General features: G+C 66.6%; 27 protein-coding genes and 1 tRNA gene. 24 read left to right on the top strand and 4 right to left on the bottom strand.

Annotated features, from left to right (window positions below; translation table 11 throughout):
• Nucleotides 1–84 precede the first annotated feature (84 nt).
• A complete protein-coding gene (locus tag ACZK4H_RS16840; protein WP_099552817.1) occupies nucleotides 85–1,950 on the top strand; it encodes an ABC-F family ATP-binding cassette domain-containing protein in 1,866 nt (621 codons plus the stop codon).
• A gap of 78 nt (nucleotides 1,951–2,028) precedes the next feature.
• Here ACZK4H_RS16840 and ampR read toward each other — a convergent pair whose 3' ends face one another.
• A complete protein-coding gene (gene ampR, locus ACZK4H_RS16835; protein WP_099552816.1) occupies nucleotides 2,029–2,895 on the bottom strand; it encodes a LysR family transcriptional regulator AmpR in 867 nt (288 codons plus the stop codon).
• A gap of 175 nt (nucleotides 2,896–3,070) precedes the next feature.
• On the opposite strand from ampR, the gene blaL2 reads away from it, so the two are divergent.
• The 3 genes from blaL2 (at nucleotide 3,071) to ACZK4H_RS16820 (ending at nucleotide 5,980) form a co-directional block, all read left to right on the top strand.
• Nucleotides 3,071–3,982, top strand: coding sequence for a L2 family extended-spectrum class A beta-lactamase (gene blaL2, locus ACZK4H_RS16830; RefSeq protein WP_099552815.1), 912 nt, complete (start codon nucleotides 3,071–3,073; stop codon nucleotides 3,980–3,982).
• An 86-nt stretch (nucleotides 3,983–4,068) separates the two neighbouring features.
• The gene (locus tag ACZK4H_RS16825) at nucleotides 4,069–5,283 is read left to right on the top strand and encodes a cation:proton antiporter (protein ID WP_099552814.1); all 1,215 of its coding nucleotides are present in this window, start codon (nucleotides 4,069–4,071) and stop codon (nucleotides 5,281–5,283) included.
• A gap of 55 nt (nucleotides 5,284–5,338) precedes the next feature.
• Nucleotides 5,339–5,980, top strand: coding sequence for a hypothetical protein (locus ACZK4H_RS16820; RefSeq protein WP_099552813.1), 642 nt, complete (start codon nucleotides 5,339–5,341; stop codon nucleotides 5,978–5,980).
• Between the two features lie 137 nt (nucleotides 5,981–6,117).
• Here the strand turns inward: ACZK4H_RS16820 and ACZK4H_RS16815 are convergent, their stop codons facing one another.
• The gene (locus tag ACZK4H_RS16815) at nucleotides 6,118–6,861 is read right to left on the bottom strand and encodes a DUF3011 domain-containing protein (protein ID WP_099552812.1); all 744 of its coding nucleotides are present in this window, start codon (nucleotides 6,859–6,861) and stop codon (nucleotides 6,118–6,120) included.
• A gap of 158 nt (nucleotides 6,862–7,019) precedes the next feature.
• Between ACZK4H_RS16815 and aspS the strand changes: the two genes are divergently transcribed.
• From aspS to queC, 18 genes are all read left to right on the top strand, one after another.
• Nucleotides 7,020–8,771, top strand: coding sequence for an aspartate--tRNA ligase (gene aspS / locus ACZK4H_RS16810; RefSeq protein WP_099552811.1), 1,752 nt, complete (start codon nucleotides 7,020–7,022; stop codon nucleotides 8,769–8,771).
• A gap of 16 nt (nucleotides 8,772–8,787) precedes the next feature.
• Nucleotides 8,788–9,105, top strand: a complete 318-nt coding sequence (locus ACZK4H_RS16805; protein ID WP_099552810.1) for a DNA primase — start codon at nucleotides 8,788–8,790, stop codon at nucleotides 9,103–9,105.
• 31 nt (nucleotides 9,106–9,136) lie between these two features.
• Complete coding sequence (locus tag ACZK4H_RS16800) at nucleotides 9,137–9,658, top strand: GNAT family N-acetyltransferase (RefSeq protein ID WP_099552809.1); 522 nt, start codon at nucleotides 9,137–9,139, stop codon at nucleotides 9,656–9,658.
• A 75-nt stretch (nucleotides 9,659–9,733) separates the two neighbouring features.
• Nucleotides 9,734–10,366, top strand: coding sequence for an esterase/lipase family protein (locus tag ACZK4H_RS16795; RefSeq protein WP_043035110.1), 633 nt, complete (start codon nucleotides 9,734–9,736; stop codon nucleotides 10,364–10,366).
• Between the two features lie 262 nt (nucleotides 10,367–10,628).
• Nucleotides 10,629–11,360 carry a YebC/PmpR family DNA-binding transcriptional regulator gene (locus ACZK4H_RS16790; RefSeq protein WP_099552808.1) on the top strand — a complete coding sequence of 244 codons (732 nt, stop codon included), beginning with the start codon at nucleotides 10,629–10,631 and terminating at the stop codon, nucleotides 11,358–11,360.
• A 105-nt stretch (nucleotides 11,361–11,465) separates the two neighbouring features.
• Complete coding sequence (ruvC, locus tag ACZK4H_RS16785; protein WP_006386268.1) at nucleotides 11,466–11,987, top strand: crossover junction endodeoxyribonuclease RuvC; 522 nt, start codon at nucleotides 11,466–11,468, stop codon at nucleotides 11,985–11,987.
• Nucleotides 11,988–12,000: 13 nt separating this feature from the next.
• Complete coding sequence (gene ruvA, locus ACZK4H_RS16780; protein ID WP_005410756.1) at nucleotides 12,001–12,594, top strand: Holliday junction branch migration protein RuvA; 594 nt, start codon at nucleotides 12,001–12,003, stop codon at nucleotides 12,592–12,594.
• Nucleotides 12,595–12,712: 118 nt separating this feature from the next.
• Nucleotides 12,713–14,563 (top strand): potassium transporter Kup, encoded by a 1,851-nt coding sequence (locus ACZK4H_RS16775; RefSeq protein ID WP_180848865.1) that lies wholly within the window; start codon nucleotides 12,713–12,715, stop codon nucleotides 14,561–14,563.
• Nucleotides 14,564–15,115: 552 nt separating this feature from the next.
• Complete coding sequence (gene ruvB / locus ACZK4H_RS16770) at nucleotides 15,116–16,156, top strand: Holliday junction branch migration DNA helicase RuvB (protein WP_099551976.1); 1,041 nt, start codon at nucleotides 15,116–15,118, stop codon at nucleotides 16,154–16,156.
• Nucleotides 16,146–16,577 carry a tol-pal system-associated acyl-CoA thioesterase gene (ybgC, locus tag ACZK4H_RS16765; RefSeq protein WP_099551975.1) on the top strand — a complete coding sequence of 144 codons (432 nt, stop codon included), beginning with the start codon at nucleotides 16,146–16,148 and terminating at the stop codon, nucleotides 16,575–16,577. The genes ruvB and ybgC overlap by 11 nt, the downstream gene beginning before the upstream one ends.
• A 10-nt stretch (nucleotides 16,578–16,587) precedes the next feature.
• The gene (gene tolQ, locus ACZK4H_RS16760; protein ID WP_006438802.1) at nucleotides 16,588–17,367 is read left to right on the top strand and encodes a protein TolQ; all 780 of its coding nucleotides are present in this window, start codon (nucleotides 16,588–16,590) and stop codon (nucleotides 17,365–17,367) included.
• A 24-nt stretch (nucleotides 17,368–17,391) separates the two neighbouring features.
• Nucleotides 17,392–17,820, top strand: a complete 429-nt coding sequence (tolR, locus tag ACZK4H_RS16755; RefSeq protein WP_049400778.1) for a protein TolR — start codon at nucleotides 17,392–17,394, stop codon at nucleotides 17,818–17,820.
• On the top strand, nucleotides 17,810–18,865 hold the full coding sequence (gene tolA / locus ACZK4H_RS16750; RefSeq protein WP_099551974.1) for a cell envelope integrity protein TolA: 1,056 nt from the start codon (nucleotides 17,810–17,812) through the stop codon (nucleotides 18,863–18,865). The genes tolR and tolA overlap by 11 nt, the downstream gene beginning before the upstream one ends.
• 284 nt (nucleotides 18,866–19,149) lie before the next feature.
• Nucleotides 19,150–20,469, top strand: a complete 1,320-nt coding sequence (gene tolB, locus ACZK4H_RS16745; RefSeq protein WP_032128528.1) for a Tol-Pal system beta propeller repeat protein TolB — start codon at nucleotides 19,150–19,152, stop codon at nucleotides 20,467–20,469.
• 64 nt (nucleotides 20,470–20,533) lie between these two features.
• The gene (gene pal, locus ACZK4H_RS16740; protein ID WP_005410748.1) at nucleotides 20,534–21,052 is read left to right on the top strand and encodes a peptidoglycan-associated lipoprotein Pal; all 519 of its coding nucleotides are present in this window, start codon (nucleotides 20,534–20,536) and stop codon (nucleotides 21,050–21,052) included.
• Between the two features lie 3 nt (nucleotides 21,053–21,055).
• On the top strand, nucleotides 21,056–21,874 hold the full coding sequence (gene ybgF, locus ACZK4H_RS16735) for a tol-pal system protein YbgF (protein ID WP_099551973.1): 819 nt from the start codon (nucleotides 21,056–21,058) through the stop codon (nucleotides 21,872–21,874).
• Nucleotides 21,875–22,050: 176 nt separating this feature from the next.
• The gene (gene queE, locus ACZK4H_RS16730; protein WP_006438882.1) at nucleotides 22,051–22,752 is read left to right on the top strand and encodes a 7-carboxy-7-deazaguanine synthase QueE; all 702 of its coding nucleotides are present in this window, start codon (nucleotides 22,051–22,053) and stop codon (nucleotides 22,750–22,752) included.
• Between the two features lie 78 nt (nucleotides 22,753–22,830).
• Nucleotides 22,831–23,496 (top strand): 7-cyano-7-deazaguanine synthase QueC, encoded by a 666-nt coding sequence (gene queC / locus ACZK4H_RS16725; RefSeq protein ID WP_099551972.1) that lies wholly within the window; start codon nucleotides 22,831–22,833, stop codon nucleotides 23,494–23,496.
• 103 nt (nucleotides 23,497–23,599) lie between these two features.
• On the opposite strand, the gene ACZK4H_RS16720 is transcribed toward queC, so the two are convergent.
• A complete protein-coding gene (locus ACZK4H_RS16720; protein ID WP_099551971.1) occupies nucleotides 23,600–24,556 on the bottom strand; it encodes a DUF2268 domain-containing putative Zn-dependent protease in 957 nt (318 codons plus the stop codon).
• 178 nt (nucleotides 24,557–24,734) lie between these two features.
• Here ACZK4H_RS16720 and ACZK4H_RS16715 point away from each other — a divergent pair.
• Nucleotides 24,735–24,810: transfer RNA gene (locus ACZK4H_RS16715), tRNA-Lys, on the top strand.
• 72 nt (nucleotides 24,811–24,882) lie between these two features.
• On the opposite strand, the gene ACZK4H_RS16710 is transcribed toward ACZK4H_RS16715, so the two are convergent.
• Nucleotides 24,883–25,200: a hypothetical protein gene (locus tag ACZK4H_RS16710; RefSeq protein WP_099551970.1), complete on the bottom strand. Its 318-nt coding sequence runs from the start codon at nucleotides 25,198–25,200 to the stop codon at nucleotides 24,883–24,885.
• Nucleotides 25,201–25,881: 681 nt separating this feature from the next.
• Here ACZK4H_RS16710 and ACZK4H_RS16705 point away from each other — a divergent pair.
• Entirely contained in the window at nucleotides 25,882–26,547 is a 666-nt protein-coding gene (locus ACZK4H_RS16705; protein ID WP_158230205.1) for a CPBP family intramembrane glutamic endopeptidase, read from the top strand.
• The last annotated feature ends 335 nt before the right edge of the window (nucleotides 26,548–26,882 follow it).

Here is a 26,882-nt window from a genome sequence, read left to right as displayed (position 1 = left end):
TCAAGTATTCGTTAACGCTAGAATTGCGTCGCAGGAACAGTGCTCACCAGCACATTCCATTCGGTTATATGGACCCTTCCCCCGATGATCTCCCTTCGTAATTTCGCCTTGCGCCGCGGCGAGCGGCTGCTGTTGTCCAATGTCGACCTGACCCTGCACGCCGGTTACCGGGTGGGTGTGGTCGGCCGCAATGGTGCTGGCAAGTCCAGCCTGTTCGCGGCGGTGAAGGGCGAGCTGGAGGCGGACAAGGGCGATGTCGATCTGCCCGGCAAGGTGCGCATCGCCAGCGTTGCCCAGGAAACCCCGTCGCTGCCGGACCCGGCACTGAGCTTCGTGCTCGGCGGTGACATCGAAGTGGCCGCGGTGCTGGCCGCCGAGGCCGACGCGACCGCCCGCGAAGACTGGGAGGCGGTGGCCGAAGCGCACACGAAGATGGCCGAGCTCAATGCCTACGACGCCGAAGCGCGCGCCGGCAAGCTGCTGCACGGCCTCGGCTTCCCCGCCGATACCCACCACCGCGCGGTGTCCTCCTTCTCCGGTGGCTGGCGCGTGCGCCTGAACCTGGCGCGTGCGCTGATGATGCCCAGCGACCTGCTGCTGCTCGACGAACCGACCAACCACCTCGATCTGGACGCCGTGTACTGGCTGGAACAGTGGCTGCTGAAGTACCCGGGCACCCTGCTGTTGATCTCGCATGACCGCGAGTTCCTGGACAACGTGGCCACCCACACCCTGCACCTGCATGGTGGCGGCGCCAAGCTCTATCCGGGCGGTTACACCGATTTCGAGCGCCAGCGCGCCGAGCAGCTGCGCCAGCAGCAGATCGCGCACGAGAAGGAGCAGGCCGAGCGCGCCCACCTGCAGAGCTTCATCGACCGCTTCAAGGCGCTGGCCAGCAAGGCTGCGCAGGCGCAGAGCCGCATGAAGCGGCTGGCCAAGCTGACGGGAACTGAAGCGGTGCGCGCCGAGCGCGAGTTCCGCGTTGAGTTCGCGCCGCCGGCCAAGCTGCCGTTCTCGCTGATCCGCCTGAATCACGTCGAGGCTGGCTACGGCAAGGACGCGGTGATCCTGCACAACGTCGGCTTCGGCCTGGAAGCGGGCCAGCGTATCGGCCTGCTCGGCCCGAACGGTGCCGGTAAGACCACCTTGGTGAAGACCCTGGTGGGCGAGCTGGCGCCGATCGCCGGCGAGCGCATGGCGCACCCGGACCTGAAGATCGGCTACTTCGCCCAGCACACGGTGGAGTCGCTTCACGAAGGCCAGTCGCCGATGGAACACTTCCGCGAGATCGCCCCGGATGCGCCGAACCAGTCGTTCCGCGACTTCCTCGGCAAGTGGAATTTCCCGGGTGACCGCGCGTTCGAGCCGGTCGATGGCTTCTCCGGTGGCGAGCGCGCGCGCCTGGCGCTGGCACTGATCGCCTGGCAGCAGCCGAACGTGCTGCTGCTGGACGAACCGACCAACCACCTTGACCTGGAAATGCGCGAAGCGCTGGCCGAAGCACTGTCCACCTTCGAGGGCGCGATCGTGATGGTCTCGCATGACCGCCATCTGATCGGCCTGGTCTGTGATACCTACTGGCGTGTGGCCGATGGCGTGGTCGAGCCGTTCGACGGCGACCTGGATGCCTACGCCGCGTGGCTGCGCACCCGCCCGCAGGCGCAGGGCACCAAGGCGCGCATGGAACAGGTGGAAGAGCCGGTGGTGGTCAAGACCGCGCCGGTGGCGCAGGTGGTGCAGAAGAAGCCGGTGAACCCGCACAAGCTGGCCGCCGCCGAAGCCAAGGTGGCCGAGCTGGAAGGCGCACTGGCCGAACTGGACCGCCAGCTGGCCGACCCGGCCAACTACGCCGACGCCACCCGCATGGCGGTGATCGGCCGTGACCGCGAAACCGCTGCCGCGCAGCTGGAGAAGGCCGAAGCGGCGTGGATGGAACTGCTGGAGTCCTGATCACGCAAAAAAAGGGGACGGAGGGGATTAAGTCGTTTGTGCCATAAACGACTTAATCCCCTCCGTCCCCTTTTTTTGTTACGCGCCCTGCGCCTGCAGCCATTCGCGGAACCGCTTCGCCGGTTCACGCTCGGCGCGCGAGCGTAGCCGTGTCAGCCAGTAGCGCCCCAGCTCCAGCGTGGTGCTGAACGGCTGCAGCAAACGGCCTTCGGCCAGCTCCTGTTCGAACATGCGCAGCGGCAGCAACGCCACACCGGCACCGCCGACCGCGGCCATCGCGACCGTCAACGAGGAATCGAATACCGGCCCGCGTGCCTCCACGCCGCTGACCCCTGCCGCCTGCAGCCAGCGCGGCCATTCGTCGCTGCGGTAGGAGCGCAGCAATGGTAGAGCGCCCAGGTCGCGTGGCTGCTTCAGCCGCCGCGCCAATGCCGGCGCGCACAGCGGCGCAAACGGCGCATCGAGGATCGCCGTGCATGCCTGGCCCTGCCAGTCACCATCGCCGAAGCGGATCGCCAGGTCCAGCCCTTCGCCGGCCAGGTCGATGCGGTTGTTGTGGGTCTGCAGGCGCAGCTCGATATCCGGGTGCGCGGCCTCGAACGCGGCCAGCCGTGGCAGCAGCCAACCGGTGGCGAAGGTGCCGACCACGCCCAGCGTCAGCACCTCGCGGGCCGGGCCACCGGTGTAGCGCGCGATGCTGGCAGAGATGCGCTCGAATGATTCGTTGAGCACGGGATACAGCGCCGCACCTTCATCGGTGAGCGCCACGCCACGCGGCAGCCGATGGAACAGGCGGATGCCCAGCCGGTCCTCCAGTCCACGGATCTGGTGGCTCAGTGCGGCCTGGCTGACACACAGCTCCAGCGCGGCACGGGTGAAGTTCTGGTGGCGGGCGGCGGCCTCGAAGGCGCGCAGCGCGTTCAGTGGCAGGGTAGGGTGCAACATCGCGCAGTCGTGAGCTGGAATGATGGCTGATCCTAACGCTTCAACGATACATTTCGGAAAATTAAGGGGTTGAATGCGTCAGACATTAATTTAGCTAATGTCTATCGCAGATTTTTTGCGCTGGTCGCCCCCGATCAAGGCTTCAATAATCGAGCGGTCCCCCAGGAGAACCCGCATGCTCGCCCGTCGCCGATTCCTGCAATTCAGTGGTGCCGCCGTGGCTTCCTCGCTTGCCTTGCCGCTGCTGGCACGTGCTGCGGGCAAGGCCACCGCCAACGCACCCACCGATGCCGCCATCACCGCCGCCACTGACTTCGCCGCGCTGGAAAAGGCCTGCGCCGGACGCCTCGGCGTGACCCTGCTGGACACTGCCAGCGGTCGCCGCATCGGTCATCGTCAGGACGAGCGCTTCCCGATGTGCAGCACCTTCAAAAGTGTGCTGGCGGCCACCGTGCTCAGCCAGGCCGAACGCATGCCGGCATTGCTGGACAGGCGCGTGCCGGTGCGCGACGCCGATCTGCTCTCGCACGCACCGGTCACCCGCCGCCATGCCGGCAAGGACCTGACCGTGCGCGACCTGTGCCGGGCGACCCTGATCACCAGCGACAACACTGCAGCCAACCTGCTGTTCGGCGTAGTCGGTGGCCCGCCCGCGGTGACCGCGTTCCTGCGCGCCAGCGGCGATACGGTGAGCCGCAGTGATCGGCTGGAGCCGGAGCTGAACAGTTTCGCCAAGGGCGATCCACGCGATACCACCACGCCGGCGGCGATGGCCACGACCCTGCAGCGCGTGGTGCTGGGCGAGGTGCTGCAACCGGCTTCGCGGCAGCAGCTGGCCGACTGGCTGATCGACAACGAAACCGGCGACGCCTGCCTGCGCGCGGGCCTCGGCAAGCGCTGGCGCGTTGGCGACAAGACCGGCAGCAATGGTGAGGACGCGCGCAACGATATTGCAGTGCTGTGGCCCGTGGCCGGGGGCACGCCCTGGGTGCTGACCGCCTATCTGCAGGCGGGTGCGATCAGCTACGAGCAACGCGCTACCGTGCTGGCACAGGTGGGCCGCATCGCCGATCGACTGATCGGATGAGGTAACCGGGAGTCATCCAGAAACGGCTTGCCGGATCGGTTCGGCGCGCGCATCCTGCGCGCGTTCGAACCCCACGGAAGACCCCGATGAGCCATGAATTGATCTACCTGCTGCTGATCTTCGCGCTGCTGGTGATCCCGCGCGCGCTGCAGCGCTTCAGCCTGCCCGCGCCACTGACCTGCCTGCTGTTCGGCATCATCGGCATGCTCTGGCTGGGCGATCAGGCCCATGATGCGGTGATCGGCCTGCTGGCCACGCTGGGTATTTCCTCGCTGTTCCTGTTCGCCGGCCTGGAAGTGGACCTGCAGGCGCTGCGCCGTGGCATGTGGCCGCTGCTGGCGCACCTGGTGATCCGCACTGCAACGTTGTTCGGCGTGGGCTGGCTGGCCTGGCGTTACGCAGGGCTGCCATGGCAGGCCGCGGGCCTGTTGGCGCTGGCGCTGCTGACGCCCTCCACCGGTTTCATCATGGACTCGCTGTCGCGACTGGGCCTCAGCGAGGATGAGCGGTTCTGGGTGACCAGCAAGGCCATTGCCGGCGAACTGCTGGCGCTGGCGGCGTTGTTCATCGTGCTGCAGGCCGGTGACCCAGGCCACATGGCGCTGTCCAGCCTGGCCCTGCTGGCGATGATGATCGGCCTGCCGCTGCTGTTCATCGCGCTCGGCCGCTGGGTGGCGCCGCATGCGCCGGGTTCGGAGTTCTCGTTGCTGGTGATGGTCGGCATGGTCGCGGCCTACATCACCTATCTGCTGGGCGTGTATTACCTGGTCGGCGCGTTCATCGCCGGCCTGGTCGCGCGCCTGCTGCACCAGCGCATGCCGCTGCTGGCCTCGCACGAGAACCTGCATGCGCTGCGCCTGTTCGCCTCGTTCTTCGTGCCGTTCTACTTCTTCAACGCCGGCACCAAGGTGCCCGCCGAAGCGCTGAGCTTCGAGGCGCTGGGGCTGGGCATCGTGATCACCCTGGTGGTGCTGCCGCTGCGCATCGGCGTGGTCTGGCTGCAGCGCCGGGTGATGTTCGGCGAGAGCTTCCGCAGCAGCCTGCGGGTCTCGCTGGCGCTGGCGCCGACGCTGATCTTCACCCTGGTGCTGGCGGCGATCATGCGCGAGCGTTTCCAGATCCCGGCGGTGCTGTTCGGTGCGCTGCTGCTCTACGCTGCGCTGACCACGCTGCTGCCGTCGCTGGTGTTCCGTACCCCGTTCGATGTCGATCCGGTCGAGCAGGAACCTGCGGGTGAAGGCGAAGCCGCGCCGGTGGCGGTCACCGAAACGCTGCCGGCGGCGCCTGCCCTCGATCGCTGAGCGGATGCTGCGCGTGCGGTTTGCGCACTTCGGCCATGGCCGTTAGGGTTGGGGCATGAGACCGATTGCCGTTGCCGCTACCGCCGCCCTCCTGCTCAGCCTCGCTGCGTGCACGCAGCGCTCCGATACGGTCGCCCATGATCTGGCGACCGCACCGGCCGATGCCTTCATGGCCGCGATCGCCGCCCACTGTGGCCAGGCCTACGCCGGCAAGGTGGTGGAGGACACGCCGGCACCGACCGGCAAGGACCCGTTCGCCGGGCAGCGCCTGGTGATGCATGTGCGCGGCTGCGCCGATCCGGCGCATGAGCTGCGCATCCCGTTCCATGTCGGTGATGACCACTCGCGGACCTGGGTGCTGACCCGCACGCCGAACGGGCTGCGCCTGAAGCACGACCATCGCCATGAAGACGGCAGCCCCGACGCGATCACCCTGTACGGTGGCGACAGCACGCCGCCGGGAACTGGCGAGCGTCAGCAGTTCCCGGCCGATGCGGATTCGGTGGCGATGTTCCGCCGTGCCGACATGCTTGCTTCCACGCACAACACCTGGGCGATGGAGATCGATCCGGACCAGACGTTCGTCTACGAGCTGACGCGCCCGGAGGGCCGTCGGTTCCGTGTGCAGTTCGACTTGAGCAAGCCGGTCGACCTGCCGCCGGCGCCGTGGGGCGACGAGAAGGCACCCGCACCCTGATCCCGGGTTCGGATCCGTCCTGCGGAGGGCTGGGCTCCGGACCCGGGAAAATCCCCAGTAGATCCACGCCATGCGCGGATGCGGGATGCCTGATGGGGTCAGAGCCCTGGCCGCTGGCCAGGGATCCGACCTCATGCTCACCGCGTGCCGAAACGCGCCCGGCAGCCGTTGCTCACCCACACCTGGCCACGCGAGTAACCCCAGCTGCGGCCTTCCTGGCAGGCGCTGCCCGACAACTGCTGCTGCAGCACCGGCCGGCCTTGGCGGTCATCCCAGTCGCAGGTCTGCGAACGGTTGTTGTTGCTGCTGCAGGTGACCGAATAGTTGCTGTTGCCACCGCCCCAGCCACCGCCACCGCCGCCCCAGCCGCGGGCCTCGGCGAATTCGGCGCGGCAGCCATTGCTGACCCACAGCGCGCCGTTGCGCACACCCCAGGTACGGCCCTCTTCGCAAGGACTGCCGGACAACTGGCGGACCAGGCGGGCATTGCGCCAGCCGACCGGGCAGCTGCGCTCGCGATTGTTCTGGCTTTCGCAGCGGATGGTCTCGCCGGGTCGGCCGTTGTTGCCGCCCCAGCCACCGCCATTGCCGCCGCCCCAGCCACCACGGGCCTCGACGAACTCGGCGCGGCAGCCGTTGGTGACCCAGATGCTGCCATTGCGGCTGCCCCAGGAGCGCCCTTCCTCGCAGGGGCTGCCAGACAACTGGCGGACCAGCTGCGCGCCGCGCCAGCCGGTGTTGCAGACCCGTTCGCGGTTGCTCTGGCTTTCGCAGCGGATCACCCCGTTCTGCGCAGCGGCGGACGGGGCGGGCAGGGCAAGGGTGCCCAGGGCACCCAGGCTGAGGGTTACGGCCAGGCTGGCCAGGGACAGCGGTTTCATGGCGGCATCCCATACGGTGGCAGGTGCCCGACTATAGGGAGGGGGGCGATCAAGCCGGTGTGACTGGCCGGATTTGCCCCGGCCGGGGCCTCGGCCGCAGAATACGAGGCTTTCCGGCCCCCATCCGGTGCCGGCGTTCTCCAGCGGAGCTTCCCCCCATGCGTACCCACTTCTGCGGCCTGGTCGACGAGACCCTGATTGGCCAGACTGTCACCCTCGCCGGCTGGACCGACGTGGCCCGTAACCAGGGCGGCGTCTGCTTCATCGATCTCCGGGATCATGAGGGCATCGTGCAGGTGACGGTGGAGGTCGACAACGCCGAGGTGTTCGCCGTGGCCGCGTCGCTGGGCTACGAGGATGTGCTGCAGGTGGAAGGCGTCGTGCGTGCCCGCCACGCGGTGAACGACAAGATGCGCACCGGCAAGGTGGAAGTGATCGCCACCGCCATCACCGTGCTGAACAAGGCCGCGCCGCTGCCGTTCCACGCCCACGAGAACCCGGGCGAAGAAACCCGCCTGAAGTACCGCTACCTGGATCTGCGCCGTCCGGAAATGCAGCGCATGCAGCGCACCCGCATCAAGCTGGTGCAGGCCCTGCGCCGCCACCTGGACGAGAAGGGTTTCCAGGACATCGAGACCCCGATCCTGACCAAGGCCACCCCGGAAGGCGCGCGCGACTTCCTGGTGCCGGCGCGCATGCATCCGGGTGAGTTCTACGCCCTGCCGCAGAGCCCGCAGCTGTTCAAGCAGATCCTCATGGTGGCCGGCTTCGACCGCTACTACCAGATCGCGCGCTGCTTCCGTGACGAGGCCCTGCGTGCCGACCGCCAGCTGGAGTTCACCCAGCTGGACATGGAATTTGCCTTCGTCCGCGAGCGCGACGTGCAGGACTTCGTTGAAGACATGATCCGCGCCATCTTCAAGGAAGTGGTGGACGTGCAGCTGGATGCCAGCTTCCCGCGCATGACCTGGGCCGAGGCGATGCGTCGCTACGGTTCGGACAAGCCGGACCTGCGCATCGCGCTGGAACTGGTGGACGTGGCTGAACTGGTCAAGGACAGCGAGTTCCCGGTGTTCACCGGCCCGGCCAACGATGCCGACGGCCGCGTCGCTGCGCTGCGCATCCCGGGCGGAGCGTCGCTGAGCCGCAAGCAGATCGACGAATACGCCGCGCATGCTGCCAAGTACGGCGCCAAGGGCCTGGCCTACATCAAGATCGCCGACAACGGCGAAATCAGCTCGCCGATCCAGAAGTTCTTCAGCGAAGCGTCCTTCGCCGCGCTGGTCGCCCATGTCGGCGCCGGCAACGGCGACATCGTGTTCTTCGGCGCCGGTGGCTACAACAAGGTCTCCGACTTCATGGGTGCGCTGCGCCTGAAGGCCGGCAAGGACTTCGGCCTGGTCGCCGATGGCTGGGCGCCGCTGTGGGTCACCGACTTCCCGATGTTCGAGTGGGACGAGGAAGAGCAGCGCTACGTCGCCCTGCATCACCCCTTCACCGCACCGGCCGTGGACGACATCGCCGACCTGCGCGCCAATGCCCGTACCGCCGTTTCGCGCGGCTACGACATGGTGCTCAACGGCAATGAGATCGGCGGCGGTTCGATCCGTATCCACCGTCCGGACATGCAGAGCGCGGTGTTCGAGCTGCTCGGCATCGGCGCCGAAGAGGCCCGCGCCAAGTTCGGCTTCCTGCTCGACGCGCTGAACTACGGCGCGCCGCCGCACGGTGGCATCGCCTTCGGCATCGACCGCATCGCCGCGCTGATGGCCGGCACCGAGTCGATCCGCGACGTCATCCCGTTCCCGAAGACCACCGGTGCACAGGATCTGATGACCGACGCGCCGTCGCCGATCGTCGACGCGCAGCTGGCCGAAGTGCACATCCAGGTTCGCCCCAAGACCAACTGATCAGGAGATCCAGGCAATGACCGAGTTCGCGTTTTCGCTGGAGTGGGAAAAGCTGGGCAATGAAGGCGCCGAGGCCAATCTGGTCACCGAGCGCGCACGCGTGTTCGGTGGTTGGCTGGTCCGCGTCGGTACCAACCCGGCGGCGATGGCCCTGACCTTCGTCGCCGATGGCGAAGGCCGCTGGGACGGTGAAGACTTCGGCGTCGAGGATTACGAGGACGACGAAGAGGAAGAGTACGACGAGGACGAGGAAGGCGAGGAAGAAGAGGACGAAGAGGAATACGAGGAAGAGGACGAGGAAGACGAAGAAGCGGAATCTTCGGAAAAGGCTTGACCGCCCCTTCGCGCTGACGTCAACTTCCTGCATGTATTCGATCCGTCGCGCCACTGTGGACGACGCGCCGACCCTGTCGGCGCTGGCCGCCCGCACGTTCACCGAAACCTTCGGCCATCTGTATCCGCCGCGGGACCTTCAGGCCTTCCTTGAGGAGGCCTATACGGTCGAGCGCCAGCGCGTGATCCTGGCCCACCCGGACTACGCGGTGTGGCTGCTGGAGCTGGACGGGGAGGCGGTCGGCCATGCCGCCGCCGGCCCCTGTGGCCTGCCGCATGCGGACGTGAAGCCCGGTGACGGCGAACTCAAGCGCCTGTACCTGATCAAGACCCAGCAGAGCTGTGGCTGGGGCAGCCGCCTGCTGGAAACCGCGCTGGCCTGGCTGGAACACGAAGGCCCACGCACCCTGTGGCTGGGCGTGTGGTCGGAGAACTTCGGCGCACAGCGCTTCTACGCCCGCTACGGTTTCGAGAAGGCCGGCGAATACCTGTTCCCGGTGGGCGACACGAACGATCTCGAATTCATCCTGCGCCGAACACCGCGCGCGGCCTGATGTTCACCGCCGCTTGCTGCGCGCGCGTGTTCAATCACCCTGCGTTCCTGCCCCGCTGACTGCCAGGCTGTTTGCATGACTCCCCCCGTATTGCTGCTGCATGGCATCTGGAATGCCCGCGCCTGGGTCGGGCCGCTGGCCTGGCGCCTGCGCGCGCGCGGCTTCCAGGTGCATGCGTTCGGTTATTCCTCGGTGTTCGGTGGCCCGGACGTGGCGGTGCCGCAGCTGCTGGAGCGGCTGGCCGACGCCGGCCCACTGTCGCTGGTCGGCCACAGCCTGGGTGGGCTGCTGGCGCTGGAAGCGCTGCGGCGCAATCCTCAGCTGCCGGTGCAGCGTGTGGTCTGTCTCGGCTCGCCGCTGCGCGGCAGTGGCACCGCGCGCTCGTTGTCCGATCATGGCTGGGGCCTGGCGCTGGGTCGCAGCAGCGAGCTGCTGCTGGACGGCCTGCCGGACTGGCAGGGCAAGGCCGAGGTCGGCCTGATTGCCGGTTCGGTACCGCATGGACTGGGCAGCCTGCTGGGCGCGATGGACGACGCCTCCGATGGCACCGTGGCCCTGGCCGAAACCCGCCTGCCGGGCCTGGCCGACCATTGCGTGGTGCGTACCAGCCACAGCGGCCTGGTGGTATCGCCCGATGCCGCGCGGCAGACCGCGCATTTCCTGCGCCACGGCCAGTTCGACCACAGCCGCGATGCCGCCGCCGCGTGAGGCGGTTCGCCGGGCATGGCCCGGCGCTACCGGCCTGTCTGGGTAGGTACGAACCGTCCTGCCCTGGTGGGTGCGAACCGTCCTGCCCTGGTGGGTGCGAACCTTGGTTCGCACGCTGTTCGCCCGGCAATGCCCGGCGGCAGTAGATCCACGCCATGCGGGATGGTGCCTTCCCGACACCACTTCAGCCCTAGACACGGTTGCCGCCCCCGATCAGGTAGAATCCGCGCCTTGATCCTGAAGCAGCCAGACGGTAGCACCCATGGGTAGAGGCCCCTCCATCGAAGCCCGCAAGAACGCGTCCGACGCGAAGCGCGGCAAGATTTTCACCAAGATCATCCGTGAGATCGGCGTTGCCGCGCGCGGCGGTGGAGGCGACCCCAACAACAACCCGCGCCTGCGCGTGGCGATGGACAAGGGCCTGGCCGTGAACATGTCCAAGGACGTGATCGAACGCGCCATCAAGAAGGCCACCGGTGAACTGGAAGGCGTCGATTACGAGGAAATCCGCTACGAGGGCTACGCCCCGGGTGGCGTGGCCGTGATCGTCGACTGCCTGACCGACAACCGCGTGCGCACCGTGGCCGATGTCCGCCATGCGTTCAGCAAGTGCGGCGGCAACATGGGCACCGAAGGCTCGGTGGCCTTCATGTTCAAGCGCCTGGGCGTGCTCAGCTTCGCCCCGGGCGCCGACGAGGAAGCCATCACCGAAGCGGCCATCGAGGCCGGCGCCGATGACATCGTGGTCTATCCGGACGATGGCTCGATCGATGTGGTCACCAGCCCTGACGCGTTCAACGCGGTCAAGGATGCAATGACCGCTGCGGGCCATGTCGCCGACCACGCCGAGATCACCTTCCGCGCCGACAACGACATCAAGGTCGAAGGCGACGTCGCCCTTCAGGTCAAGAAGCTGCTGGACATGCTGGAAGACCTGGACGACGTGCAGGACGTGTACTCCAACGCCGAACTCGGCGCCGACGCCTACGCCTGAGCCGTCTTTGACGGCCTGGGCGCGGGCCGTTGAACGGTCACCGCGGACAGTCATGAGCCCATACGCCTGCCAGCGCATTCCGTTCCGCCCCGCCAGGAGCGCAGCATGACCCGCATCCTCGGCATCGACCCCGGTTCGCAGCGGACCGGGGTGGGCATCATTGATGTCGATGCCACCGGCCGCGTCAGCCACGTGCATCACCAGCCGCTGGTGCTGCTGGGCGCCGACGACTTCCCGCAGCGCATGAAGCTGCTGGTGCTGGGCCTGGCCGACCTGTGCCGCGAATACGAGCCACAGGAAGTGGCCATCGAACGCGTGTTCATGGCGCGCAACCCCGATTCGGCGCTGAAGCTGGGCCAGGCCCGTGGCGCGGCGATCTCGGCCGTGGTGCTGCGCGACCTGCCGGTGCACGAGTACGCGGCCAGCGAGATCAAGCTGGCGGTGGTCGGGCGCGGTGGTGCCGAAAAGCAACAGGTTCAACACATGGTCGGGCTCATGCTCAACCTGAAAACCAAGCTGCAGGCCGACGCGGCCGACGCGTTGGCGGTGGCGATCACCCATGCCCACGTAAGGGCAACGGCCAACCGCCTGGGGCTCAGCGCCCGCCAGGCGTGGGGCCGCAAATGAGGAGCTGCACGCAATGATCGGTCGACTGCGCGGCATCGTCGCCTACAAGGCGCCGCCGTGGCTGGTGGTGGACGTGAACGGAGTGGGCTACGAGCTGGAGGCGCCGATGAGCACCTTCTATGACCTGCCCGAGCTCGGCCGCGAGGTCACCCTGTACACCCATTACTCGCAGAAGGAAGACAGCGTCTCGTTGTATGGCTTCCTGCGCGAAGGCGAGCGGCGCCTGTTCCGCGACGTGCAGAAGGTCAGTGGCATCGGCGCGAAGATCGCGCTGGCCGTGCTGTCCGGCGTCACCGTCGAGGAGTTTGCGCGCATGGTCCAGGCCGGTGACATCACCGCGCTGACCCGCATCCCGGGCATCGGCAAGAAGACCGCCGAGCGCATGGTGCTGGAACTGCGCGACCGCGCCGCCCAGTTCGGTGCCGGCGGCGCGCTGCCCACCGGCAGCGGCCCGGCCCCGGCCGACCCGCTGTCCGACGCCACCGTGGCGCTGCAGCAGCTGGGCTACAAGCCGGCTGAAGCCGCCCGCATGGCCCGGGACGCCTTCAATGAAGGCGACGAAGTGGCCACCGTGATCCGCAAGGCGCTGCAGTCGGCGCTGCGCTGATCCGCATTCCTTTCCTACAACGAACCGCCTGAGCTTCGCCAGGAGTCCCATGTCCAGCAGTCAAACCCCGCACGCAGCTGCCCCCGGCGGCCACGGTCACGCTCCTCCAGCCGGAGGCATGGCGCTGATCATCGGTGCGATCGGCGTGGTCTTCGGCGATATCGGTACCAGCCCGCTGTACACCCTGAAGGAGGCCTTCTCGCCGCACTACGGGCTCAACAGCGACCACGACACCGTGCTGGGCGTGCTTTCGCTGGCATTCTGGGCGCTGAACATCGTGGTCACGCTGAAGTACGTGACCATCATCATGCGCGCCGACAATGACGGCGAGGGCGGCATCATGGCGCTGATGGCGCTGACCCAGCGCACGCTGCGCAACGGGTCGCGCTCGGCCTACGTGGTGGGCATCCTCGGCATCTTCGGCGCCTCGCTGTTCTTCGGCGACGGCGTGATCACTCCGGCCATTTCAGTGCTGGGTGCGGTCGAGGGCCTGGAGGTGGCAGCCCCCGGCCTGCATGCCTTCATCGTGCCGATCACGGTGGTGGTGCTGCTGATGGTGTTTGCCGCGCAGCGCTTCGGTACCGAGAAGATCGGCAAGGCGTTCGGCCCGATCACCTCGGTCTGGTTCATCTCGCTTGCGGCAATCGGCATCTACAACATCGTCGACGCGCCGGAAGTGCTCAAGGCCTTCAACCCGTGGTGGGCGATCCGCTTCTTCATGGAGCACAGCTGGCACGGCATCTTCATCCTCGGTGCGGTGGTGCTGGCGGTGACCGGCGGCGAAGCGCTGTACGCCGACATGGGCCACTTCGGTGCCAAGCCGATCCGCCATGCCTGGTACTTCTTCGTGCTGCCGTGCCTGGTGCTGAACTACCTGGGGCAGGGCGCGCTGGTGCTCAACCATCCCGAGGCGCTGAAGAATCCATTCTTCGAGGCCGTGCCGTCGTGGGCGCTGTACCCGATGATCATCCTGGCCACGATGGCGGCGGTGATCGCCTCGCAGTCGGTGATCACCGGCGCGTTCTCGGTCTCGCGCCAGGCCATGCAGCTGGGCTACATCCCGCGCATGCGCATCAAGCACACCTCGCACGACACCATCGGCCAGATCTACATCCCGGGCATCAACTGGGGCATCGCGGTGATGGTGATCGGCCTGGTGCTGGCCTTCCGCAGCTCGTCCAACCTGGCCGTGGCCTACGGCATCTCGGTGTCGGCCACCATGCTGATCGATACCCTGCTGCTGGCCCTGGTGGCCCGCTCGCTGTGGCCGAAGGCACGCGCCTGGCTGCTGCCGCTGTGCGTGGTGTTCTTCATCATCGACCTCGGCTTTGTCATCGCCAACGGCGCCAAGCTGCTGCAGGGTGCCTGGTTCCCGGTGGTGCTGGGCATCTTCCTGTTCACCATGATGCGCACCTGGCGCCGTGGCCGCGAACTGCTACGCGATGAGATCCGCAAGGACGGCATCCGCCTGGATACCTTCCTGCCGGGCCTGATGCTGGCACCGCCGGTGCGCGTGCCGGGCACCGCAGTGTTCCTCACCGCCGACCCGACCGTGGCCCCGCATGCGCTGATGCACAACCTCAAGCACAACAAGGTGCTGCACGAGCGCAACGTGTTCCTGCACGTGGTCACGCTGCCGGTGCCGTACGCGCCGGAGGGGCAGCGATTGAAGATCGAATCGGTGGGCGACGAGTTCTACCGGGTCTACGTGCGCTTCGGCTTCATGGAGACCCCGGACGTGCCGCTGGCGCTGATGCGCTCGTGCGACCACGGCGGCATCTACTTCGACCCGATGGACACCACCTTCTTCGCCAGCCGCGAGACCATCGTGGCCACCGCCAACCGCGGCATGCCGATCTGGCGCGACAAGCTGTTCGCGCTGATGCATCGCAACGCGGCCCCGGCCACGGGCTTCTTCCGTATTCCGGGCAACCGCCTCGTCGAACTCGGTGCGCAGGTGGAGATTTAATCTCCACCTGCGCTACGTCCCACGATTTGCTGCGCAAACCGTGGGCCCCGCGCGCATTCCACCTTATCCCCGCGCCTGTCGGCGCGCCCCCTTGAAACGCAGGCGCCTTTGGCGCCGGCGTTCCGCGCATTCCACCTTATCCCCCCGCCTATCGGCGCGCCCCCTTGAACAACAAGGGGGCTCCGCTTGCGGAGGCACCGCGCGCCAGAAGCTGAGCCAACTCTCCCCCTCTGTTCAATCCACGCATGGCGTGGATCTACCGTGTCGACCAAGGTCGACACCCACCAAGAGCAGGCACAGGCCACGCCATCCAGACAGATCGCAGAAACCTGTCGAAGGCGGGGTGGGTCCGGTTGCGGGGGCGTGAGCCGCATGGATGCGGCGACCGAGCTTACATGGACGTACTTGCAGCGTCCCCCGCAACCGGACCCACCCCGCCATCCCCCAGGAAGCCAGCTTTGGCTGTTGCTCCGGCAGTTGCTGTTGCCGTTGCCTCTGCGGGTGCCGGGCGCAGCCCGGCCGAAACCCGTACTTTTGCCGCATAATCAGCACATGACCGACGACCGCATCATCGGTGCCGGCGCCACCCGCGAGGATGACGCCGCCGACGCCAGCATCCGCCCCAAGCGCCTTGCCGATTACCTCGGCCAGGTGCCGGTGCGCGAGCAGATGGAAATCTACATCCAGGCGGCCAAGGGGCGTGGCGACGCGCTCGACCACGTGCTGATCTTCGGCCCGCCGGGCCTGGGCAAGACCACCCTCAGCCACGTCATTGCCAACGAACTGGGCGTGGCCCTGCGCGTGACTTCCGGCCCGGTGATCGAAAAGGCCGGCGACCTGGCCGCGCTGCTGACCAACCTGCAGCCGCACGACGTGCTGTTCATCGACGAGATCCATCGCCTGTCGCCGGTGGTCGAGGAAGTGCTGTACCCGGCCATGGAAGACTTCCAGATCGACATCATGATCGGCGAGGGCCCCGCGGCGCGCTCGATCAAGATCGACCTGCCGCCGTTCACCCTGATCGGCGCCACCACCCGCGCCGGCCTGCTGACCGCGCCGCTGCGCGACCGCTTCGGCATCGTCCAGCGCCTGGAGTTCTACAGCGTCGAGGAACTGACCCGGATCGTGCGCCGCTCCGCCAGCATCCTCGGCATCGACTGCACCGCCGATGGGGCAGGGGAGATCGCGCGCCGCGCGCGTGGTACGCCGCGTATCGCCAACCGCCTGCTGCGACGCGTGCGCGACTACGCGCAGGTCAAGGCCGGTGGCCACATCGACGAGCCCGTGGCCCAGGCTGCGATGAAGATGCTCAAGGTCGACCCGGAAGGCTTCGACGAGCTCGACCGGCGCCTGCTGAAAACAATGGTGGATTACTTCGATGGTGGCCCGGTCGGCATCGAATCGCTGGCCGCGGCGCTGTCCGAAGAGCGCGGCACGCTGGAAGACGTGGTCGAACCCTACCTGATCCAGCAGGGCTTCCTGGTGCGCACCGCGCGTGGCCGCATGGCCACCCACAAGGCCTACCGGCACATGGGCCTGAAACCCAGGAACCCGCCGCAGGACCTGTTCGCCGAGGTTCCCGATGTCGGTTGAGCCGCGATTCAGTTGGCCGACACGCATTTACTGGGAAGATACCGATGCCGGTGGCGTGGTCTACCACGCCCGGTACGTGGCCTTCATGGAACGGGCCCGGACCGAATGGATGCGCGCGCTGGGCTACGGCCAGGAGCGCATGCGCATCGAGCACGGCATGATCTTCGCGGTGCGCTCGATGCAGATGGATTTCATCAGGCCGGCACGGCTGGATGACATCCTGCAGGTGAGCGCCCGCCTGGTCCAGCTGAAGAAGGCCAGCATGGTCTTCGAGCAGCAGATCCTGCGCGACGGCGAACTGCTGCTGTCGGCCCAGGTCCGCATCGCCGCACTGGAAGCGGCCAGTTTCCGCCCGCGTGGCATGGACGAGGCCGTCCTTGCCATGCTGCAACCCCACCTCCACCCCGAATCCGAACTTTGAGGAACAACGGATGATCGCAACGCTCCTGGCCCTGCAGGCCACGGTCACCGAGGCACTGCCGGCCGACGTCAGCAACGCCGCGACCCAGACCCTTGCCCAGGCCACCACCGGCGGCGGCATCAACTACCTCGAGCTGATGGCCAAGGCCAGCCTGCCGGTGAAGATCATCGTGCTGCTGCTGCTGGTCGGCTCGTTCGTCAGCTGGGTGATCATTTTCCGCAAGGCCCGCGTGTTCAAGCAGGCCACCCGTGAAGCCGACGAGTTCGAGAACCGCTTCTGGTCCGGTGCCGACCTGGGCAAGCTGTACAGCTCGGCCACCGACCGCAGCCGCAATGTCGGCGGCCTGGAAGCCATCTTCGAAGCCGGTTTCCGCGAATACACCCGCCTGCGCGACAAGCGCCGGCTGGACGGCCGCGCGCAGCTGGAAGGCGCACAGCGTGCCATGCGCACCACCTACACCCGCGAAGTGGACCAGCTCGAGCGCAACCTGGAACTGTTGGCCAACATCGGCTCGACCGCCCCGTACGTGGGCCTGGTCGGCACCGTGTTCGGCATCATGGTGACCATGCACGACATGATCAGCAGCGGCGCACAGGCCGGCATCGCCGCCGTTGCCCCGGGCATCTCCGAAGCGCTGTTCGCCACCGCCATCGGCCTGTTCGTGGCCATCCCGGCAGTGTGGGCCTACAACCGCTTCACCACCCGCGTTGAGCGCATGTCGGTGCGGTTCGAGACCTTTGCCGAAGAGTTCAGCTCCATCCTGCAGCGCCAGAGCGCTGGCGACGAGTAAGCGCCTGACCCGGGAGTCCAAGCCATGTCCGCTGCCATCGGTCGCCGCAAGCGCCGCAAGCTGAAATCGGAAATCAACGTCGTTCCCTACATCGACGTCATGCTGGTGCTGCTGATCATCTTCATGGTCACTGCACCGCTGCTCACGCTGAGCTTCGACGTCGACCTGCCGCAGTCCAACGCCAAGGCGCTGGAGAGCAAGCAGGACCCGGTGATCGTCTCGGTACGCCAGGACGGCCAGCTCAGCCTGAAGCTGCCCGACGCCAAGGACCCGACCGCCGTGTCGGCCGAGGAACTGGAAGGCCGCCTGGCCGGCATCGCCGCCCAGGACAAGGGCGTGCGCGTGATCGTCGCCGCCGACCGTGCCGTGGCCTATGAAAAGGTCATCGCCGCGATGGATGTGATCAAGCGCGCCAAGGTAGACAAGGTAGGCCTGGCCACCGATGCACGCTGACGCCCTGCCACCTCCACAGCAGCGCGAACCTGGCTGGGGCCTGCCCCTGGCGCTGGCGTTGCTGGTGCATCTGCTGGTCGCGCTGGTCTTCATCGTGGCCTGGTTCTGGTCACCCGAGCGCAACACCGACGCCGCCGCGGGTGATCCGTCGGTCGAGGCCAGCCTGGCGCTGTCTGCGTCGGAGGCTTCTGCCGCGCGCCAGGCCCTGCGCCAGTCGGAAAAGCTGGAAGACCTGCCGCCGCCGGTGGCCGAGCCGGTCCCGGTGCCGGAAGACACCATCCCGCCGCCGCAGCCGATCCCCGAGCCGCGCCCGCAGGACGCCCCCACGCCGCAGCAGCAACAGGCGCAGGAGCGCGTCGCGCAGCCGGACACCAAGGACCAGGAAGCGGTGAGCGCGCTGGCCATCTCGCAGGAGAAGGCCAAGCAGGAACAGGAAGCCAAGCGCCGCCAGGAGCAGATCGACCTGACCGAACGCAAGCGCCAGGAAGAGGCGGAGCAGAAGCTGCGCCTGGCCAAGCAGCAGGAAGCGGACGAGAAGAAGAAGCAGGCCGAGCAGGAGCGCGTGGCCGCTGACAAGGCCGAGGCCGAGAAGCAGAAGAAGATCGCCGAGATCCGTGCCCGCCGCGAGCAGGCCGAGAAGGAAGCCAGGCTGGCCGAGCAGAAGCTGCGCCAGGTGGCCGCCGCGCGCAATGCCGCCGGCAGTGCCGCTGCCGGTTCCAGCGGTGCCTCCCAACCGGCCGCCGGGGGGGGTGGCAACAGCGACGATCTTTCGGCCAAGTACGCAGCCGCGATCCAGGCCAAGGTGCTGTCGCAGTGGGTGCGCCCGGATACGGTGCCGCTGGGCCAGCGCTGCCAGATCACCATCACCCAGATTCCGGGCGGCACGGTGATGCAGGCCAAGGTCAGCCCGAACTGCCCGTATGACGAGGCCGGCAAGCGTTCGATCGAAGCCGCCGTGCTCAATGCGCAGCCGCTGCCGTATCGCGGCTTTGAATCGGTGTTCGCGCGCACGCTCAACTTCACCTTCACCGCCCAGGATCGCTGAGGCGGCCGGGCAGGGCGGCCAGTGCGGCCGCTCGTGCCCACGATTGTCGTGCCTGCCTCTGGTGGGCCCGGTTCCGGCCGGGCAGTCTGTGGACTGCTGTCGAACACCGCCCCGCAGGGCGGCGTGACGGGGCAGGCGGGCGCGATGTTAGCCACGACGTTAACGGTGCGTGAGAGGACGGGCTGGAACTGACCCGGAATTCACGTACCCTTGGTTCATGATTGCGAAGCGGTTCACTTCCGCTTTGTTATCCCTCGTTCCGGTTTCCCCCTATTGAGCGCTCCATGAAAAAGATGCCTCGCTGGCTTGCCGTGTTTGCGGCCCTGTTGCTGCCCTTTGCTGCCGTCGCGCAGCAGAAGGGGCTGGATATCGACATCATCGGCGGCAATGCCTCCGCGTTGCCGATCACCATCGTGCCGATGCCCTACCAGGGTTCGGCGGCTGCACCGCAGACCGACGTCGCTGGCGTGGTCCGTGCCGACCTGGAGCGTTCGGGCCAGTTCCGCACGCTGCCCGAAGCGCAGATCGTCGAGAAGCCGGTGCGCGGCGGTGACATCCAGTTCGCCACCTGGCGTGCGCTGAAGCAGAACTACATCGTGGTCGGCCGCGTGCTCGACGCCGGTGCTGGCGCCTACCGCGTCGAGTACGAACTGTTCGACGTGCCCAAGGGCGAGCGCCTGCTGGGCCTGGCGATGACCGCCCGTGGCAACGCCATGCGCGACGTTGCCCACCAGATGGCCGACGCCATCTACGAGAAGATCACCGGTGTGCGCGGCGCCTTCTGGACCCGCATCGCCTACGTGACCGCCAGCGGCAAGGGCGACGCCATGCGCTATGCGCTGATGGTGGCCGACTCCGACGGCTACAACCCGCAGACCATCGTGCGTTCGGCCGAGCCGCTGCTGTCGCCGTCGTGGAGCCCGGATGGCAGCAAGCTGGCCTACGTCAGCTTCGAGCGTGGCAATTCGGCCATCTACATCCAGAACATCGGCACCGGCGCGCGTGAGCTGGTCACCAGCTTCCGCGGCATCAACAGCGCCCCGGCGTTTTCGCCGGACGGCCGCAAGCTGGCCCTGACCCTGTCGCGTTCGGGCAACCCGGAAATCTACGTGATGGACCTGGGCAGCAAGCAGCTGACCCAGCTGACCAACCACTTCGCCATCGATACCGAGCCGACCTGGGCGCCGGACGGCAGCGCGGTGTACTTCACCTCCGACCGTGGCGGCCGTCCGCAGGTCTACAAGGTCGGCGCAGGCGGCGGCAGCGCCGAGCGCGTGACCTTCCAGGGCAACTACAATGCCAAGCCCTCGGTGTCCTACGACGGCAAGAAGATCGCCGTCGCCCAGGGTTCGGGCAACAGCTACAAGATCGCGATGATGGACAGCTCGCTGGGTTCGCCGCGCTGGAGCACGCTGTCCCCGGGTTCGCTGGATGAATCGCCGAGCTTTGCGCCCAACGCAAGCATGGTGTTGTACGCCGCCCGCGAAGGTGGCCGTGGTGTGTTGTATGCCGTCTCGGCCGATGCGCGGGTTCGCCAGCGCCTGGTCCTGGCCGATGGTGATGTGCGCGAACCGGCATGGTCCCCATACCGTACCCAGCGCTAAAAGAGTGTTAATATTTTCGTTGTCTTGAACCCCTCATCGGCCTAGGAGCCACAAAGGTATCGCCATGAACAAGTCCACCCGCGTTCTGCTTGTTTCCCTGCTGTCTGTGGCCGTCCTGGCCGGTTGCTCGAAGAAGGTGAAGGAAGAGCCGGCAGCCCCGGTCGACACCGGCACCTCGACCACCACCCCGACCGGTCCGTCGACCTCGGGCCTGTACGGCCCGGGCGACCTGGACACCGACGCCTGCCTGCGCCAGCGCGTTGTCTACTTCGACCTGGACAAGGAAGACGTGAAGCCGGAATTCCAGGCAATCATGGCTTGCCACGCCAAGTACCTGCGTGACCGTCCGTCCTCGCGCATCACCCTGCAGGGCCACACCGACGAGCGCGGTTCGCGCGCGTACAACCAGGCCCTGGGCGAGCGTCGTGGCAACGGCGTCAACTCGGCCCTGCAGGCCAACGGTGGCTCGGCTTCGCAGCTGACCGTCGTGTCCTACGGTGAAGAGCGTCCGGTCTGCACCGAGTCGAACGAGTCCTGCTGGTCGCAGAACCGTCGCGTCGAAATCGTCTACACCGCGCAGTAATCCATGCGCATTGGCATCAAACTGATGCTGGTCGTTGCGGCAGCCCTCGTGGCTGCCGCACCGGCGCATGCACAGCGACAGAGCCTGGCTGACCGTGTCGGCGCGCTCGAGCAGCAGATGTACAACAACAGTGCCAACCAGGACCTGTTGAACCAGATCAACCAGCTGCGGCAGCAGGTCACCAGCCTGCAGGCCTCGATCGAGCAGTTGCAGCACGACAACGCCCAGCTCAAGCAGTCCGCCCAGGACCAGTACCTGGATCTGGACAGCCGCCTGAACCGGTTGGAAGGGGGCAATGCCGCCCCAGCCCTGCCGCCCGTTCCGGCGAGCGCGCCGAAGGCCGCACCGGCCCCGGCAAAACCCGCAGTGGCGGCCACTTCCGAGCGGCCGCCTTCGGTCCATGGTGATGCCGGCAGCCTTGCCGCCACCGGCGACGAGCGCACCTCCTACAACGTTGCCTTCGATTCGCTGAAGGCCGGCAAGTACGATGATTCGGCGCAGCTGTTCCTCAGCTTTCTGCAGCTGTATCCGAACGGCGTCTACGCGCCGAACGCGCTGTACTGGCTGGGCGAGAGCTACTACGCCACCCGCAATTTCCCGATGGCCGAGACCCAGTTCCGTGAACTGCTCGCGCGCTATCCGACCCACGACAAGGCCGCTGGCGGCCTGCTCAAGGTTGGCCTCTCGCAGTATGGCGAGGGCAAGGTCGACCAGGCCCAGCAGACGCTGGAGACCGTCGTGGCGCAGTACCCGGGCTCGGACGCCGCGCGCACCGCCCAGGACCGGCTGCAGTCCATCCGCCTGGGCAAGCAGATCCGCTGATCCGCTGACCGGGCGTACAATAGCTGCCCTGTAGAGCCGAGCCCATGCTCGGCTGCTTTCGTTTCCGGACCGGCAAACCCGTCCGGTTGCTGTTGTAGGGCCGTGCCATGCTCGGCTGCTTTCGTTACCGGCCACGGTAGCCCACCCGCCACGTGTCCCACCAAGAAGTGCCCGCCATGACCGCCGTTACCCCGTCCAACGCCGTCGCCACCCCCAGCGACATCGTGCAGTCGCCGCTGCCGCGCCTGAAGATCACCGAGATCTTTACCTCGCTGCAGGGCGAAGCCGATACCGCTGGCTGGCCGACCGTGTTCGTGCGCCTGACCGGCTGCCCGCTGCGTTGCCAGTACTGCGATACGGCCTACGCCTTCCATGGCGGCACCTGGTGGGACATCGACGACATCGTGGCCGAGGTGCTGGCGCAGGGCGTGCGTCACGTCTGCGTGACCGGCGGCGAGCCGCTGGCGCAGAAGCGCTGCCTGGTGCTGCTGCAGAAGCTGTGCGATGCCGGCATGGACGTCTCGCTGGAGACCTCCGGCGCGCTGGACGTCAGCGCGGTGGACCCGCGCGTATCGCGCGTGGTCGACATCAAGACCCCGGGCTCGGCCGAAGTGGCGCGCAACCGCTGGGACAACCTGCCGCTGCTGACCGCCCGGGACCAGATCAAGTTCGTCATCTGCAGCCGCGAGGATTACGACTGGGCCAAGGCCCTGCTGGCCGAACACGAGCTGGTGAAGCGTTGCACCGTGTTCTTCTCGCCCAGCAAGGGCGAGATCACTGCGCGGCAGCTGGCAGACTGGATCGTCGAAGACCGGCTGCCGGTGCGCTTCCAGATGCAGTTGCATAAAATCCTGTGGAACGACGAGCCGGGCCGATGAGCCCAGGCAACGTTCCCTGATGTAACTCCGGCGCGGGACAGCGTGCTGGCTTTCCCCTCCCAACCGGATGTTTTACCCATGAAGAAGGCAGTCGTGCTTCTCTCCGGCGGCATGGATTCAGCCGCCGTCATCGCCATGGCCCAGGAACAGGGCTTCGCCGTGCATGCCCTGAGCGTGCGCTACGGCCAGCGCCACACCTCCGAACTGGATGCCGCCGCCCGCGTGGCCAAGGCCCAGGGCGTGGTCGCGCACAAGACCGTGGACGTGGACCTGCGCAGCATCGGCGGCTCGGCACTGACCGACGACATCGACGTGCCCGAGGCCGGCGGTGCCGGCATCCCGGTCACCTACGTGCCGGCGCGCAACACCATCATGCTGTCGCTGGCCCTGGGCTGGGCCGAAGTGCTCGGCGCCAACGACATCTTCTGCGGCGTCAACGCGGTGGACTACTCCGGCTACCCGGACTGCCGCCCCGAGTTCGTGGCCGCGTTCCAGGCGCTGGCCAACCTGGCCACCAAATCGGGCGTGGAAGGCGCGGGCATCAAGGTGCATGCCCCGCTGCAGTTCCTCAGCAAGGGCCAGATCGTCAGCGAAGGCGTGCGCCTGGGCGTGGACTTCGGCCTGACCGTGTCCTGCTACAACGCCGACGCCAACGGCGCCGCCTGCGGCCATTGTGACGCCTGCCGCCTGCGCGCACAGGGCTTCGCCGAGGCCGGCGTGGCCGACCCCACGCTGTACGTCTGATTGCACGGCAGAGCCGGCCGCTGGCTGGCTTCCCCGGTGGATGTGAACTTCCCTCGGTGGGTGCCAACCTTGGTTGGCACTGTGCGCCGGGCACGGCACGGCGCTACCGCCGCTGCAACCACCCCGACGCTTCAATAAACGCCCGCACTGAAGCCGGATCTGTGTAATCCAATTCGATCATCCGCGCGATCCCCACCTTCTCATCGACCTGCTGTCGCATATATTCCTGCGCGATGCGATAGCCGGCATAGTACCCCACATCACTCACCCCGAACGCGTTGCGGGCGCTGTTGTACAGCCAGTTGTCCAGATCCTCGCCGTCCATTTCAGCGACGAAACGCGCGCGGATCTCCACCTCGTGCGCGGGCCCGTAGGTGTACATCGGCAATGCCGGGCGACGCCCACTCAACCGCTCGGCCACATACTCGGCCACGCCCTCGCGTACCGCGTACTGGGCCAGGTTGCCGGTGGTCTCGCGCTGCTGCGTGTGCACGTACTCGTGCAGGTTGTTCTGCGCGTTGTTCGCGCCGGGACGGCTGTCGTAGAAGATCCGCAGGCGCTCGCGCATCTTCTCCGGCAGCTCGCTCACGTCCACGCGCTCATCGCCCAGCGCCATCTCCGCGCCGATCAGCACCTTGTCGCCCAGCGTGGTACCACCGGTACGCAGCACGCCCACCGCGTAGGTGATGGTGGCCGGGCGCAGGGCAGGGTAGAGCGCACGGAACGCGGCCAGATCGCGCTTCAGCGTGGCACTGGCCTGCTGCGCGTTGGCGGTGAGCGGGCGTACCGAGGTCCAGAAGCGCGGCCACGCCTGCATGGCCTCGGCGTACTCGCGGGCGGTGTAGTTGCGCACCTGCATCAGCGCATGCAGGCCGGGGCTGCCCGGGTCGATGTAGTGCTGCTGGACCAGGGCCACCCGGCGCTCGGCATCGGGTTCGGCGCGCACCGCATCGTAGGTGGCCCAGAAGCGGGTGATGTCGTCGGTGACGACCTGGGATGGGGCGGCCAGAGCGGTGCAGGGCAGCAGCAGGGCGGCAATCAGGCTGAAGGGCAGGCGCATCCGTGGCTCCGGGCAGGAATCACAGCTGGGATGCGCGTGAGGCCCAGAAGGTTTAAGCGGGCTCACCAGATCGGGTAGTGCCGGCCGCTGGCCGGCAACCTCGACGCACCAGGGTTTCACCCGGCCCGGCAAAGTAGGGTAGAATGCCCACCCCGCCGAAAGGCTGGGGCAGTGCAATGGGCCGTTAGCTCAGTCGGTAGAGCAGAAGACTTTTAATCTTTTGGTCGAAGGTTCGAATCCTTCACGGCCCACCATTGCATCCAATGACCCAGGTCATTCAGAAAGGCACCGTCAAGCGGTGCCTTTTTTGTTGCTTGCGCCAACCCCTACTTGGCCTTGGCACCCTGCGCTCGCGCCGCCTCGCGCTCCGCCGCTGCCTGTGCGGCAGAGGCTGCGGCGTTGGCGGCCCGCTCGGCCGCGGCACGATCCGCATCGAACCGCGCCTGCCGCTGGACGCTGTAGGTGCGCTCCAGTTCCAGCGAGGCAAGGAAACTGTCGGGGTGCTTCGCGGCACAGGCCTGCTGCACAAGCTGCACAGCGCGATCGGACAGGCCAGGCTGAATGTTGCTGAGCAGGCAATCGGCGTACGGTACGGATGCAGCGGGGCCAGCAGCCAGCGCGGCAACGATCACGACATTCAACATGCAAACCTCCTTGTAGGTTTCGATGGGACTCGGGGTCGGTCCGGCCCCAGTATGGGCCGGTTCGTGGCACGGGTGTATCTACTTCGGCTACACATCCCGGCACACCAGTTCCGCCAGGCTGCGGACGGCGAAGAACAGCCCCTCGGCCACGTCTCCGTCCAGACGCAGGTCCAACGCCAAGGCAGGTTATCCGCGTCCTTGCCAGCGTGAACGCGTTGAAGGCAGCCAGGGAGGGTGTGCGTTTCCTGTATGCGATTGTCTATAGGACGCTAACCACAGGCCGCTCAGTTCGGTTGGGTCGACTACATCATGCAGCTTGGTGCGACGCCATGGAGCAGGAGCTGCCAGTGCTCGCGCCAAAGACTCGTGTCAAAACCGGGCACACTGTGTACGCGCTGCTTCCGCAGCGAGATGGCGGCTCAGCTGCCGGACAACATTGGGTCGGTCATCGGCATCTGGCTGTACGATACGTTCAACTAAACGCCAATCGAAATGAGTGCGAGGGAAGAGCGCAATCATCCCTCGCCGTCGGAGGGTACTAGCATCAGACTCAGGGATGTCGTTGGGATTGTGGTCGTCGCCGTGTTCCTGCGGGCCGCATTGGAAATTCTTGCTGGGTCCGTGCATCGAGGGGACGCGTACTACTGGTCGTTGCTGTTCCAGTTGGTTATGTATGGCGTCATGTTCGCCTTGCTGCGCAGAGATGCCTTGATCGTTGGGGTGTACGACGGAAGCTGGCTTGGCAAACCTCTCGTTGTCGCGATTGCCCTGGCCACCGCATTCGTGGGGGTTACAGTGGCTGGTCAACAGGTCATCAGGGACGTCGCTTCACGTGTTGGAACGGGAGATTTTCTGGCGCCGGCAGCTGTCGTTTCTCATGGCACGTATTCGATGTTCAGCGCCAAGGTAATGGCGTTTGTTGTCGTAACGTGCCTGATTGCCCCATTCGTTGAGGAAGCCATTTTTCGCGGGGTTCTGATCGGGCGGGGTGTGATCAGGGGCAGCAATGTCAGGAGGATTGTGGTCTCATCCTTGATCTTCGCTGCGTTCCACGCGTTGTCGGGCCACATCGTCAATGCCTTCATCTTCTCCATGGTCTGCGGCTTTCTCTTCTGTCATTTCAGATCGATAGTTCCTGCATTTGCGTTCCACGCCACGTTCAATATGCTCGCCTTCCTTTGGAGCTACTACCTTGCCCATGATGGTGCTGGGGAAATGTTGGACCAGACGATGTTTGGAGCGGATGCGTACCATTTGTGGTTCTGGGTTTCCATCACGGCCTTTGCGGGCTGTATTCTCTGGATGCGTAGACGCGGGGCGTGGCAGGAGCACGGTTTGCACCGATGAACGCCAGCAGATTCTGCAAGAGGACATGGGCGGCCATTGATCGGTAGATCGAAGTGGCGCTGATTCATTATTCAGTGCCATGGCCATTTGGCTGAACGGAGCCTGGGTGGGGCCGTAGTCGGCCTCTTCCACCCGGGGGCTTTTCATTCTTAGGCCCGGCCAATCGCGTTGGGAAAAGTCGAAAACGGCCGGTAGCGGCGCATCTGCTCTGACGCGTCGCAGGGAAAGTTGGCGTCAACTTCGCAAGCAGTGCTGGCATGGTCAGCGCGTCATGCCACCCAATGTCGGTGCATTTGGGACGGCCAAGGCGCTGAGGTCCTCCCGTCAGCGACGCG

It is taken from the genome of Stenotrophomonas sp. 78350_Sma (assembly GCF_056482105.1).
This window is presented reverse-complemented; position numbering and strand designations above follow the sequence as displayed.

Excerpts from the sequence above, each read along its gene's own strand:
- ACZK4H_RS16710 (WP_099551970.1), bottom strand. The coding sequence starts at position 25,200 with ATGTTGAATGTCGTGATCGTTGCCGCGCTGGCTGCTGGCCCCGCTGCA.
- tolQ (WP_006438802.1), top strand. The coding sequence starts at position 16,588 with ATGATCGCAACGCTCCTGGCCCTGCAGGCCACGGTCACCGAGGCACTG.
- aspS (WP_099552811.1), top strand. The coding sequence starts at position 7,020 with ATGCGTACCCACTTCTGCGGCCTGGTCGACGAGACCCTGATTGGCCAG.
- ACZK4H_RS16815 (WP_099552812.1), bottom strand. The coding sequence starts at position 6,861 with ATGAAACCGCTGTCCCTGGCCAGCCTGGCCGTAACCCTCAGCCTGGGT.
- ruvA (WP_005410756.1), top strand. The coding sequence starts at position 12,001 with ATGATCGGTCGACTGCGCGGCATCGTCGCCTACAAGGCGCCGCCGTGG.
- blaL2 (WP_099552815.1), top strand. The coding sequence starts at position 3,071 with ATGCTCGCCCGTCGCCGATTCCTGCAATTCAGTGGTGCCGCCGTGGCT.
- tolB (WP_032128528.1), top strand. The coding sequence starts at position 19,150 with ATGAAAAAGATGCCTCGCTGGCTTGCCGTGTTTGCGGCCCTGTTGCTG.
- ACZK4H_RS16840 (WP_099552817.1), top strand. The coding sequence starts at position 85 with ATGATCTCCCTTCGTAATTTCGCCTTGCGCCGCGGCGAGCGGCTGCTG.
- ACZK4H_RS16825 (WP_099552814.1), top strand. The coding sequence starts at position 4,069 with ATGAGCCATGAATTGATCTACCTGCTGCTGATCTTCGCGCTGCTGGTG.
- pal (WP_005410748.1), top strand. The coding sequence starts at position 20,534 with ATGAACAAGTCCACCCGCGTTCTGCTTGTTTCCCTGCTGTCTGTGGCC.
- ACZK4H_RS16705 (WP_158230205.1), top strand. The coding sequence starts at position 25,882 with ATGTTCGCCTTGCTGCGCAGAGATGCCTTGATCGTTGGGGTGTACGAC.
- ruvB (WP_099551976.1), top strand. The coding sequence starts at position 15,116 with ATGACCGACGACCGCATCATCGGTGCCGGCGCCACCCGCGAGGATGAC.
- ampR (WP_099552816.1), bottom strand. The coding sequence starts at position 2,895 with ATGTTGCACCCTACCCTGCCACTGAACGCGCTGCGCGCCTTCGAGGCC.
- ACZK4H_RS16790 (WP_099552808.1), top strand. The coding sequence starts at position 10,629 with ATGGGTAGAGGCCCCTCCATCGAAGCCCGCAAGAACGCGTCCGACGCG.
- ACZK4H_RS16800 (WP_099552809.1), top strand. The coding sequence starts at position 9,137 with ATGTATTCGATCCGTCGCGCCACTGTGGACGACGCGCCGACCCTGTCG.
- queC (WP_099551972.1), top strand. The coding sequence starts at position 22,831 with ATGAAGAAGGCAGTCGTGCTTCTCTCCGGCGGCATGGATTCAGCCGCC.
- tolR (WP_049400778.1), top strand. The coding sequence starts at position 17,392 with ATGTCCGCTGCCATCGGTCGCCGCAAGCGCCGCAAGCTGAAATCGGAA.
- ACZK4H_RS16820 (WP_099552813.1), top strand. The coding sequence starts at position 5,339 with ATGAGACCGATTGCCGTTGCCGCTACCGCCGCCCTCCTGCTCAGCCTC.
- tolA (WP_099551974.1), top strand. The coding sequence starts at position 17,810 with ATGCACGCTGACGCCCTGCCACCTCCACAGCAGCGCGAACCTGGCTGG.
- ACZK4H_RS16775 (WP_180848865.1), top strand. The coding sequence starts at position 12,713 with ATGGCGCTGATCATCGGTGCGATCGGCGTGGTCTTCGGCGATATCGGT.
- ACZK4H_RS16805 (WP_099552810.1), top strand. The coding sequence starts at position 8,788 with ATGACCGAGTTCGCGTTTTCGCTGGAGTGGGAAAAGCTGGGCAATGAA.
- queE (WP_006438882.1), top strand. The coding sequence starts at position 22,051 with ATGACCGCCGTTACCCCGTCCAACGCCGTCGCCACCCCCAGCGACATC.
- ACZK4H_RS16720 (WP_099551971.1), bottom strand. The coding sequence starts at position 24,556 with ATGCGCCTGCCCTTCAGCCTGATTGCCGCCCTGCTGCTGCCCTGCACC.
- ruvC (WP_006386268.1), top strand. The coding sequence starts at position 11,466 with ATGACCCGCATCCTCGGCATCGACCCCGGTTCGCAGCGGACCGGGGTG.
- ACZK4H_RS16795 (WP_043035110.1), top strand. The coding sequence starts at position 9,734 with ATGACTCCCCCCGTATTGCTGCTGCATGGCATCTGGAATGCCCGCGCC.
- ybgC (WP_099551975.1), top strand. The coding sequence starts at position 16,146 with ATGTCGGTTGAGCCGCGATTCAGTTGGCCGACACGCATTTACTGGGAA.
- ybgF (WP_099551973.1), top strand. The coding sequence starts at position 21,056 with ATGCGCATTGGCATCAAACTGATGCTGGTCGTTGCGGCAGCCCTCGTG.